Below are 10,607 nucleotides of genomic sequence, written 5' to 3'. Positions count from 1 at the left end.
GCTTTTGAGTCTCGATCCAGATATCGCAGCATTACTCGATATGGTCCAGGCCGGCACTGAAAGCGGCGTGCGCATTCCGTTTCCGCACCTGACTGCGGTGCAGGCGCGGGCCGATTTCGATGCGTCGTCGCCGCTGCTCGATGTCGATCCGCCGGCGCTGGCGTACGAGCGCACACTATCGCTGCCGACGCGGGATGGCGCAATGATCGAGGCGCGACTCTATGCTAACGAGGCGCCGAGTGGTCGCGATCCGATGCCGGTGCTGCTCTATATGCACGGCGGCGGTTTCGTGGTCGGCAGCCTCGATTCGCATCAACCATTGTGTCGCGGCCTTGCTGAGGACGGTGGTGCGGCCGTGCTTTCGGTCGGCTACAGGCTTGCGCCTGAGCACAAATTTCCGACGGCTTTCGAGGATGTCGTCGATGCGCTGAGCTGGATCGGGCGCGAGGGCCACGCGATGGGGCTCGATGCACGACGTGTTGCGGTCGGCGGCGACAGCGCCGGAGGAACGCTTGCCGCCGCGCTCGCGATCGAGGCGAGGGCGAACAAGGACCTTCCGCAGCCGGTGCTCCAGGTTCTCGCCTATCCAGGCCTCAGCTCGCGGCAGACCTCCGCGTCCTATGAGCGATATGGTTCCGGCCATCTCCTGGAGCGCAGCACTGTCGATTGGTTTTTCCGGCAATATCTGCGCGATGAGTCGGATCGCGACGATTGGCGCTTTGCGCCGCTCGTCGCGAGGGATTTGTCGGGCCTCGCGCCCGCATTGATCGTCCTCGCCGAGTTCGATCCCCTGGTGGATGAAGGGCGCGACTATGCGGCACGGCTAGCGGCGGCGGGCGTCCCCGTCGATTTGCGCGTCTACCCCGGCATGATCCATGAATTCCTGCGCATGGGGAATGTCGTCGCCGATGCCTTGCAGGCGCGAGCGGTGATCGGGCAGGCGCTGGGGAGCGCCTTTCGTGCCGGTGGCGAAAAAGCGGCTTGATATGGAAACGCGGCGCGAACAAGGGTATGTCATGACTGTCATCGCCCCGCTCTCGAACTGAATTCCATGAGCACGTTTGTCCCAGACCACAGGCTGTCCCGCCGCACGCTTCTAGGCGCGGGTGCGGCGATCGGCGCTGCCGCGCTCTCCGGGGCGGGGTCGATGGCACTCGCCCAAACCAGCGGACCGCAATCCGGCCCCCGAATTGCCGCGCTCGGTTGGGCCTGTGCTCAGACGATACTGGCGCTCGGCGTCGTGCCGCTGGTGATCCCGGAGATCGAGCGGTACGGCCGGCTCGTGGTTGAGCCGGCGGTCCCACCCGGCGTCCAGGAGATCGGCCTGCGTTCGGAGCCCAATCTCGAGCTGCTGCAGAGCTTCGCACCTGACATCATCATCATCGACCCCAGCATTGCTGCCGCCGCGCCCCGGCTCAAGCTGATTGCGCCGGTCGAGATGTTCACGATCTTCCGGCCCGGCGGGCATCCTCTCGACACGGCACGCCGTTCGACGATGGAGCTTGCGAAGCGTCTCGGAGTGCAAGGGGCGTGCGAGGCCTATTTCGCGCGCTTCGACGTTGCCATGACCGGCTATCGTGAGCGGCTCCGTGATCGCGGCGGCAAGCCGCTCTATCTCGTCAGCGAGATCGCGCGCAATCGCGCGCTCGTGTTCGGCCCGAACAGCCTCTATCAGGAGGTGCTCGATCAGTTCGGATTGAAGAATGCCTGGACCGGACAGAGCGGCCCATGGGGCTATACCAGTGTGGGGCTCGAAGTACTTGCCGCGGTTCCGGACGCGCGGCTGGTGCTGATGACCTCGCGCGTCGCCGACGTCGAGCCCCTGTTGAAGGCAAGCCCGGTGCTCCGAACATTGCCCTCTCTTCGGTCGCACCGGCTGACGGTCCTGGACAATCAGTTCTTCTATGGCGGCGTGCCGGCGGCCGAGCGTTTCGCGCGTCTTCTTGCCGAACGGCTGCCGCGGGAAAGTCATGAGCAAGGTTGATGCACTGCCGGCCCGGTCCGGCTTCGACATGCATCCGGCGGTGCTGATCGGGCTATTGGTGGCGGCCGCGGCCGTACTCACCTGGCGCAATCTGTCCGGATATCTGCCCGCCAGCGCGTGGTTGCCCGTGCTGTGGCGGCCCGAGATCACCGATCCCCAGCAGATGCTGGTGCACTACACCGTGTTTCCGCGCATTGCGGTGGCACTGCTGGCCGGCGCCGCCCTCGGCCTTGCCGGCACCGTCTGTCAGCAGGTGCTGCGCAATCCGCTTGCGGAGCCGAGCACTCTCGGCGTCCTAAACGGCGCCTATCTCGCGCTGGCCGTGACGACCCTGTGGGCGCCGTCGCTGCTGGTCTTCGGCCGGGAGTGGATTGCTCTGATCGGTGGATTCGCTGCGTTCCTGTGCGTGTTCGGGCTGACCTGGAAACGTGCGCTGTCGCCGGTCATCCTGGTGCTCGCCGGATTGATCGTCAGCTACTATTGCGCCGTGACCACTCAGGCGCTGGTGTTGCTCAACCACGAATATCTGATCGGTCTGTTCATCTGGGGCGCCGGCTTCCTCAATCAGCAAGACTGGAGCAACGTCACGTTCCTGGCGCCGCGGCTGCTGACTTCGATCGTCCTCATCGCGCTCATGGTTCGTCCACTGACCTTGCTCGGTTTTGACGACGAGACCGCGCGCAATCTGGGCCTTGGATTGACGCGAGCGCGGGTCTTCGCGCTTGTTATCGCCATCGCGCTCAGCGCGTCGGTCGTCAGCGTGGTCGGCGTCATGGGGTTTGTCGGCTTGTCCGCCCCGGCCATCGTCATGCTCGCAGGCGCGCGCCGCTTTCGCGACCGGTTGATCTGGGCGCCTCTTTGCGGCGCCCTGCTGCTGTGGCTGACGGATCAGCTCGTGCTGTTGATTCCGCCCAGCTATCGCGAGATGCCGGCCGGCGCGGTGACGGCCCTGATCGGTGCGCCGATGCTGCTCCTGTTGCTGCCGCGGCTGCGCGCGGCCATGCCGATGGGAAACCTCACGCCATCTGCTCCGCCGCGCCTTGATCACCCCTGGCGCGTGATCCTGTTCGCTCTTGCCTTGCTGCTGCTCGCCGTGTGGATCGCACTTGCCCTCGGCGTCGGCGCCGACGGCTGGCATTGGAGCAGCCTAACCGGCTTGCAGGAGTTCTGGCCGTGGCGCTGGCCGCGCGTGGTGTCGGCGCTGGCAGCAGGTGCGACGCTGGCGGTCGCCGGTACGCTGCTGCAGCGGATGACCGGCAACCCGATGGCGGCGCCGGAAGTCATGGGCATCAGCTATGGCGCCGCGATGGGTGTGATCGTTCTGCTCTATCTGTTTCCCGCGCACACACGGCTGGCGCAGATAGGAGCGGCCGGGATCGGAGCTTTCATCGTGCTGGCGCTGGTGCTGCTGTTCAGCCGGCGGTCAGAATTCAGCCCGGAGCGCGTGCTGCTGGCCGGTGTCGCCATGAGTGCGGCGTTCGGCGCTGTGATTGCCATGGCGCTGGCGACCGGCGATCCGCGCATCGGCACGCTGCTGTCGCTGCTGACGGGGTCGCTCTACCAGATCGGTCCGGCCGAGGCGGCGATCCTCGCCGCCGCGGCGCTCGTTCTGCTGATCATGGTCCCGATGCTGTCGCGCTGGCTCGACATCCTGCCGCTGGGACCTGCGACCTCGCGCTCGATCGGCATCTCGCTGGCGCGGAGCCGCATCATCATCATGCTGCTGACAGCGCTGCTGACGGCAACGGCGACGCTGATGGTGGGACTTCTGAGCCTGGTCGGCTTCATCGCGCCGCACATGGCGCGAATGATGGGAACGCAGCGCGCGCTGGATCAGGCAGCGCTGGCCGCGTTGATCGGGGCGATCCTCATGGTCATTGCGGATTGGGCCGGGCGCATGGTGATCTTTCCGTTCCAGATGCCGGCCGGCATCTTCGCCATGATGCTTGCCGGGCCCTATCTCATCTGGCTGTTACGGCCGCAGCGTAGCTGACGGCGCTCATCGGGCGAAGCTGATGAGATGACCGTGATCGGGCGACGGCATCACGCCCATTGGGATGCCGTAGATGTTTTCGAGTTCGGCCGGGGTCATGATCTTGTCCGGAGTGCCGCGCGCGATCAGTTTTCCGGAATGCAGCGCGATGATCTCGTCGCAGAAGCGGGCAGCCATATTGACGTCGTGGAGCACGACGACGACGCCGAGATTGCGCTCGCGCGCGAGCTGCTTGACCAGCGACAGCACCTCGATCTGATGGGCGATGTCGAGTGCCGAAGTGGGCTCGTCGAGCAGCAGGCATTCAGCATCCTGTGCGACCAGCATGGCGATCCAGACCCGCTGGCGCTCGCCACCGGACAATGTGTCGACCAAGCGGTCTGCGAACGGCTCGATATGGGTCAGCGCCATGGCGCTTTCGACCTTCTTGCGATCGATGTCGCCGAACCGGCCGAGCGCGCCGTGCCAGGGATAGCGGCCGAGTGCGACCAGCTCCTTCACCAGCATGCCGGCCGCCGGCGGCGTCTGCTGCGGCAAATAGGCAACCTTGCGGGCATAGTCCCGATCGCTCCACGTGCGCAGCGCGCGGCTCTCGAAACGGATCGTTCCCGACGAAGATGGCTGCTGGCGCGCCAACAATTTCAGCAGAGTCGACTTGCCAGAGCCGTTATGCCCAATCAAGCCGACAACGCTGCGCGTGGGAAGCGACAAGGTGAGCGGTTCTAGCAGCGCGCGCCCGGCCACCGCGAAGGCGACCTGATCGAGCTCGAACAAGGAGGCGGGCGCATCTGGCGAGGTCTGCGGCATGTCGGTCGGCAAAGCGGGCGTTCTTTCGCCCGTCTGCGCCTGTTGGAACGTCATGGCTGGCGCAGGCTCCAATAGGCGACGGCCAGATGCTGATCGCGCGCGAGCTTTCGATCGTCGCGCAAATGATCTCGCAAGGCCTTCAGCGCCTGCGCCTCACACGCGACCCAGGCGAAGACCTCCCGATGGTCCGGCCATCGCACTGCCTTGACCGCGTCGACCAGGATCTGCGTCGTCCCGGCCGGACGGCCGTCGCGATGCAGCCAGCGGACCGCCACGCCCTCCGGCACGACCAGCGGAACCTCCTCGCGCCGATCGGCGACTTCGATGAAGACTTCACCCGTTGCCGTCGCCGGCAGCGTCTCCAGAATTCGCGCGATGGCGGGCAGGGCGGTTTCGTCGCCCGCCAGCAGCACCCAGCGCGCCGGGCGAATGCCTCGGCCCAACGGGCCGGCCATGCCGCAAATGGCGCCGGCCTTTGCGTTGCCGGCGAACGCCGAACCCGGTCCAGCGTGGTCATGGACCACGAAATCGATATCGATCTCGCGGCTCTCCAGGTCGATGCGGCGGATCGTGTAATAGCGGGTGATGGGCCTGCGGTCAGGCTCCGGCCACAGGATGCGTCCGTCCGGGGCGGGCCACGGCCATTCGGGCTTGGCGAGGCCTTCGGGCGGAAAGTACAGCCGCACGTGCAACTCGCCGTCGTTCACAAAACGGGCGATGTCGTCGCCCGTGAAGGTCAGCCGGCGCATGTGCGGCGTCAAGGCGATCGCTGACTTCAGCTGCACCTCGCGGAAATTGGCCAGGGTGCCGCCGTTGGCTTCATGACCGGACCAAACGATGGTCGGAGCAATGTCGCCCGCGAACTCGATCACATGCGAGGCGACGACCGAGCGCAACATTTCCAGATTGCCCTTGTCGTCGGCCTCGACGCGGATCTTGAGCGCTTCGGCCTCGACCGCGAGGGAACTGGTGCCGAAAGGCAGTTTCGCCACCATGAGACCGTCCCGGTCCTCGAAGGTGATGTCGTGCTCGGCGAGATGATCGACCATCCGCGCGGCAAGGCCGGCGGCATCGGGAAGCGCGATACGGGTTTCGGAGATAAGCAAGTCCAAAGTTAGTCTCCGCCGGGCCTGTCCAATGCCGGCTTACAAGCCCTTCGATGTCCGGATGTCGCGGCCTGGCATGGCGCTGGATCGATATCCTATTCGCTCGCCGGCTGCGATGCAAAAGCGGTACTACCGCCATCATATTAAAGGCATTGCCGATCCCAAATTAGAATCCATCGAAAGAACAGAGAAAATAAGCGCTGGAGTTGCGGCGCCGCCGTCATGTATTCGCATCACATCGGCACGGCTTGTCGTGATTGCGACTGCATATGTAGGTTCGCTTCAGGTCCCTCCAGCGCGGCTCTCGTCATGAATTCACGAAACGGCTTGACGGCGCAGATCCTGCACCTCCTGCGGCCCTATTGGGTGCTCGTGCTTGGCGGTGTCGTTCTGGGTATAATTGGCGGCGCCAGCGTCGCGGCGTTGCTCGCGGTCGTCAATCAAGGGCTCTATGCCACGCAGGCCGACGTCGTCACGCTGCTTTTCGCATTCGCCGGCCTGTGCCTCCTGATCCTGATCGGTTCCATCGGTGCCGATATCAGCGCCAATTACGTCGGACAGCGGATCATCGCCGAGCTTCGCAAGTCGCTGGCCGCCAGGATCCTGGCGGCGCCGATCGATCAGCTCGAAATCTACCGCACGCACCGCCTGATTCCGGTTCTCACGCAGGACGTGGATACGATCAGCGATTTCGCGTTCTTCTTCTCGTCCTTCTTCGTGTCGCTCGTGATCGCACTCGGCTGCATGGTTTACCTGGCGGTGCTGTCGTGGCCGCTGTTCCTGATCACGGGAGTCGTCATCGTCCTGGGATCGCTGGCGCATGGCTATGCAAGAACCCGTGGCGTCCATGGCTTCAACGTCGCGCGCGATTCGGAGGATCAGCTGCACAAGCAGTACCGGGCGATCGCCGAAGGCGCCAAGGAGCTGCGTCTCAATCGGGTCCGGCGCCTGCGCGTCTATGTCGAGCAACTCCAGCAGACCGTCGATCGGATCAGCTCGGTGCAGATCAAGTCGATCAATCTGTTCGTGACGGCCCGGGCGTTCGGGACGATGCTGTTTTTTGTCGTAATCGGCGTAGCGCTGACCTTGCGTCCTTTTCTGTGGCCGGACAGTCCCGCCGCGGTGTCCAGCGGTTTCGTGCTGGTGCTGCTCTATATGCGCGGACCCATCGATCAGGTCATCGGTATCCTGCCTGCGCTTGGCCGCGCCCAGGTGGCGATGCGACGCATTGTGGAGCTTGCCGAGCAGTTCTCGACGCCCGAGCACGATTTGCTGGTCACGTCGCCTGCTGCACCGGGCAAGACGACGATCGAATCCATCGAGCTCCGCGGCGTGACCTATGCCTTTCGCGCCGTGGCGGGCAGTGAGCCCTTTGTCCTCGGGCCGGTCGATCTGCGCATCCGGCAGGGGGACATCGTCTTCATCGTGGGACAGAACGGCAGTGGAAAGACGACCCTCATCAAGCTGTTGCTGGGTCTATATGCTCCGCACGGCGGCACCCTGCTACGCGACGGCGCGCCGGTGCTGACGGAGACGCGTGACGATTACCGCCAGCTCTTCACGACCATCTTTTCCGACTACTATCTGTTCGAGGATCTCATCCGTGGAGAAGGCGTGGTTCCGGATGTCGCGGAACGTTATCTTCAGCGGTTGGAGGTCGCGCACAAGGTCTCCGTCGAGAACGGTGTGTTTACGACGACGGATCTGTCGACCGGACAGCGCAAGCGATTGGCCCTGATGAATGCATGGCTCGAGGAACGACCCGTTCTCGTGTTTGACGAGTGGGCCGCCGATCAGGATCCGGCGTTCCGGCACATCTTCTACACGGAGCTGCTACCCGACCTGAAGCGTCTCGGAAAGACCATCATCGTGATTTCGCATGACGATCGCTATTTCGGGATTGCTGATCATCTCGTGCGGCTGCGCGAGGGCAAGATCGTCGCAAGTGAGGCGAAGGCGGATAACGTCGCGAGAGCCTCCGCAGTTCCAACCGATGCACCTCTTTAGACATATTGTGGCAAGGCGCGGGCGCTTCTCTCGCATGCGGGCGACGACATCGATCGCTTTGCGACAGGTTGTCAGATTTGTAGAGAATCTAATCTACGTGTGCGCCCATTTCTTGTCAGCCTGTACGCGAGTGATCTACACCACGCGTCAGCGATGATTGAAATGCGAGGGCCGGATGAACAAGGCTTCGGATTCCGGGACCGGACCTCGTGCGTTCCCGGTTGGCCCATATTCCGCTCTGACCGTTTTGCAGGATGGCGATCGGCTTCGCGTCGTTGCCGACGACGTGACGGCGTTGGAGCTGCGCCTTCGAGAGCGCGTCGATCACCTCGAGGTCCTCAACGCCTCTGACGACCGCGAGCTCGCGGTACGGGCCGTTTCGGCGTCGGCCGAAGCGCTGTTCGCCTGGCGGCGGGGTGTTGATCGGCTCGTTTTAGATATCGGTGATGGAGCATCGCTTGCGCGGGAACTGACGGATGGCGGTCTGGCCATCAGGTCCGAGGATCAATTGCTGCTGCTTCCCGAACTGATCATGCAGCGTCGGGACAATTGGCTGGTGAATCCTGGACGACCGTCATGGCCGCAACTGCATGTCATGACGGACGGTCGGCGGCATCCGCGGCGCGCTCCCAAGCCGACGGGTAAAGTATACGGCCGCTACATCCCCTGGCTGTCGCAAGTCATCTCCTTTCGCGTGGCCGATCTTGAGAACGATCTTCATCTGCTGCATCGCTGGATGAATGATCCCCGCGTCGACGCGTTCTGGAACGAGGCGGGCGACCTCGACAAGCATCGTCGATATCTGGCCGGCCTCCTGGCCGATCCGCACATGCTGCCCCTGATCGGCTGCTTCGGTGACGAGCCCTTTGGCTATTTCGAGCTCTATTGGGCCAAGGAAAATCGCATCGCACCGTTCTACGACGCCGGGGACTATGACCGGGGATGGCACGTGGTCGTGGGAGAGGACGCTTTTCGTGGTCGTCGTTACATCAGCGCGTGGCTGCCCTCGCTGATGCACTACATGTTCCTCGACGATTGCCGGACGCAGCGGATCGTGGGGGAGCCGGCCGCGGCGCATTCCCAGCAGCTTCGCAATCTCGAGCTCTCGGGGTTTGCAAAGATCAAGAACTTCGACTTTCCCCACAAGCGTGCGACCCTGGTGATGCTGTTGCGCGAACGCTTCTTCGGCGATCGGCTCTGGCTTCCGGCAGACGCCGGCCCGGTGGTCTCGTCCTAGAGCGCGAGCGGAGCGCAGCTTCATGTCCCATCATCTTGCGATCGAGCACGACGTCATCGGCCTCGGATTCGGCCCCTCCAACCTCGCACTCGCCATCGCGTTGGACGAATGCGCGAAGCGATCGCGGCTGAACTGCGCGCCGCTGTTCGTGGAAAAGCAGCCGCACTTCACCTGGCACGGCGGCATGCTGCTTCCGGGCAGCGACATGCAGATATCGTTTCTCAAGGATCTGGTCTCCTTGCGCGATCCGACCAGTCCTTTCACCTTCGTGAATTACCTGCACAAGCGCGGCCGCTTGCTGGATTTCATTAATTGCCGGACGTTCTATCCGAGCCGGGTCGAGTTCAACGATTACCTCCAATGGGTCGCAGGCCATTTCAAGTCGCAGGCCGCCTACGGCGAAACGATCGTTGCCGTCGAGCCGGTGACGGCCGGGCAAATGGTGACGTCATTGCGCGTGCATTCACGCTCACTGGCGGGCGGAGAGACCGTGCGCCTCGCACGAAACCTCGTGGTCGCGGTGGGAGGCCAGCCCTATATCCCGCAGGTGTTTGCCAAGGCCGCCGACGACCGCAGGCTGCTGCATTCCAGCCGCTATCTCGACTTGATCGAGCGGGTCGTCCCGCGCAGCGGGGCCGCGCGTGTGGCCATCGTCGGCGGCGGACAGAGCGCGACCGAGGTGACGGTCGATCTCCATGGCCGATGTCCCGAAGCGAACATCGATCTGATCTTCCGCGGCCATGCTCTCAAGCCGTCCGACAGCAGTCCGTTCGTCAACGAGATCTTCAATCCGGGCTTTACCGACTTCGTCTACACGCAGCCAGCCGAGCGGCGAGACGCAATCGTCCGCAACTTTCGGAACACGAACTATGCCGTGGTCGATTCCGACCTGCTGGACCAGCTCTATCGGTTGCTCTACCAGCAGCGCGTCGGCGGTGACGAAAGGATCGTGTTGCGCCCCCGCAGCGAGATTACGAATGTGGATGCGGGACCGGATGGCATTGAGATCGGCGTGGTCGACAAGTTTCGCGGCGAAAGTCGTCGTTCAAGCTATGACGCCATCATCCTGGCGACGGGATACGACAGGGAAACGCCGCATGGGTTTCTCGAGCCGCTCCGCCGCTACATCCGCGATGCAGCACTCGATCGCAACTACAGGCTCGTGACTAGCCCGGCGTTCAGGCCGCAGATCCACCTCCAGGGCTATTCGGAATCCTCCCACGGCCTGAGCGATACGCTGCTCTCGGTGATTGCCGTGCGGTCGCAAGAGATCGCGGAGTCGTTGCTGTCGACCATAGCGCGCCGGGAGCTCATCGCTTAGCCCGGCGCGCTCGGCCAAGCGCGTCGGTTCCGCTTGCGAGCAGCACGACGCGACCTGAAGCATCCGTGGTCTAGAACTTGTCTAATCAGTATCAACCGGGGCGTGTACAGCCGGGACAGAGTCCGACGGCTCTGCTAGAGGTGTTCTTAGAA

At 63.8% G+C, this 10,607-nt stretch carries 8 protein-coding genes; 6 read left to right on the top strand and 2 right to left on the bottom strand.

What is annotated here, in order from left to right; translation table 11 throughout:
• Nucleotides 1–4 precede the first annotated feature (4 nt).
• From RX330_RS24155 to fhuB, 3 genes are all read left to right on the top strand, one after another.
• The gene (locus tag RX330_RS24155; protein WP_212092584.1) at nt 5–985 is read left to right on the top strand and encodes an alpha/beta hydrolase; all 981 of its coding nucleotides are present in this window, start codon (nt 5–7) and stop codon (nt 983–985) included.
• Nucleotides 986–1,051: 66 nt separating this feature from the next.
• Nucleotides 1,052–1,984 (top strand): ABC transporter substrate-binding protein, encoded by a 933-nt coding sequence (locus RX330_RS24150; protein ID WP_317240084.1) that lies wholly within the window; start codon nt 1,052–1,054, stop codon nt 1,982–1,984.
• Nucleotides 1,971–3,977, top strand: coding sequence for a Fe(3+)-hydroxamate ABC transporter permease FhuB (fhuB, locus tag RX330_RS24145; RefSeq protein WP_317240083.1), 2,007 nt, complete (start codon nt 1,971–1,973; stop codon nt 3,975–3,977). The genes RX330_RS24150 and fhuB overlap by 14 nt, the downstream gene beginning before the upstream one ends.
• Nucleotides 3,978–3,983: 6 nt before the next feature.
• On the opposite strand, the gene RX330_RS24140 is transcribed toward fhuB, so the two are convergent.
• Both RX330_RS24140 and RX330_RS24135 read right to left on the bottom strand, forming a co-directional pair.
• Entirely contained in the window at nt 3,984–4,784 is an 801-nt protein-coding gene (locus tag RX330_RS24140) for an ATP-binding cassette domain-containing protein (RefSeq protein WP_212092642.1), read from the bottom strand.
• 50 nt (nt 4,785–4,834) lie between these two features.
• Nucleotides 4,835–5,896 (bottom strand): siderophore-interacting protein, encoded by a 1,062-nt coding sequence (locus tag RX330_RS24135; RefSeq protein ID WP_317240082.1) that lies wholly within the window; start codon nt 5,894–5,896, stop codon nt 4,835–4,837.
• 303 nt (nt 5,897–6,199) lie between these two features.
• Between RX330_RS24135 and RX330_RS24130 the strand changes: the two genes are divergently transcribed.
• The 3 genes from RX330_RS24130 to RX330_RS24120 all read left to right on the top strand — a co-directional run bounded on the left by RX330_RS24130 (nt 6,200) and on the right by RX330_RS24120 (nt 10,455).
• Nucleotides 6,200–7,897 (top strand): cyclic peptide export ABC transporter, encoded by a 1,698-nt coding sequence (locus RX330_RS24130; protein WP_375848946.1) that lies wholly within the window; start codon nt 6,200–6,202, stop codon nt 7,895–7,897.
• A 286-nt stretch (nt 7,898–8,183) separates the two neighbouring features.
• Nucleotides 8,184–9,134, top strand: coding sequence for a GNAT family N-acetyltransferase (locus tag RX330_RS24125; RefSeq protein WP_317240080.1), 951 nt, complete (start codon nt 8,184–8,186; stop codon nt 9,132–9,134).
• Between the two features lie 22 nt (nt 9,135–9,156).
• Nucleotides 9,157–10,455, top strand: coding sequence for a lysine N(6)-hydroxylase/L-ornithine N(5)-oxygenase family protein (locus tag RX330_RS24120; protein WP_317240079.1), 1,299 nt, complete (start codon nt 9,157–9,159; stop codon nt 10,453–10,455).
• The last annotated feature ends 152 nt before the right edge of the window (nt 10,456–10,607 follow it).

The sequence above is a fragment of the Bradyrhizobium sp. NDS-1 genome (assembly GCF_032918005.1).
GTDB lineage: Bacteria > Pseudomonadota > Alphaproteobacteria > Rhizobiales > Xanthobacteraceae > Bradyrhizobium > Bradyrhizobium tunisiense.
The sequence above is the reverse complement of the archived record's forward strand: the minus strand, read 5'-3'. Positions and strand labels throughout refer to the sequence as shown.

What these genes read in the sequence shown, in the direction of transcription:
- RX330_RS24150 (WP_317240084.1), top strand. Translation starts at nt 1,052, where the DNA reads ATGAGCACGTTTGTCCCAGACCACAGGCTGTCCCGCCGCACGCTTCTA.
- fhuB (WP_317240083.1), top strand. Translation starts at nt 1,971, where the DNA reads ATGAGCAAGGTTGATGCACTGCCGGCCCGGTCCGGCTTCGACATGCAT.
- RX330_RS24140 (WP_212092642.1), bottom strand. Translation starts at nt 4,784, where the DNA reads ATGCCGCAGACCTCGCCAGATGCGCCCGCCTCCTTGTTCGAGCTCGAT.
- RX330_RS24130 (WP_375848946.1), top strand. Translation starts at nt 6,200, where the DNA reads ATGAATTCACGAAACGGCTTGACGGCGCAGATCCTGCACCTCCTGCGG.
- RX330_RS24120 (WP_317240079.1), top strand. Translation starts at nt 9,157, where the DNA reads ATGTCCCATCATCTTGCGATCGAGCACGACGTCATCGGCCTCGGATTC.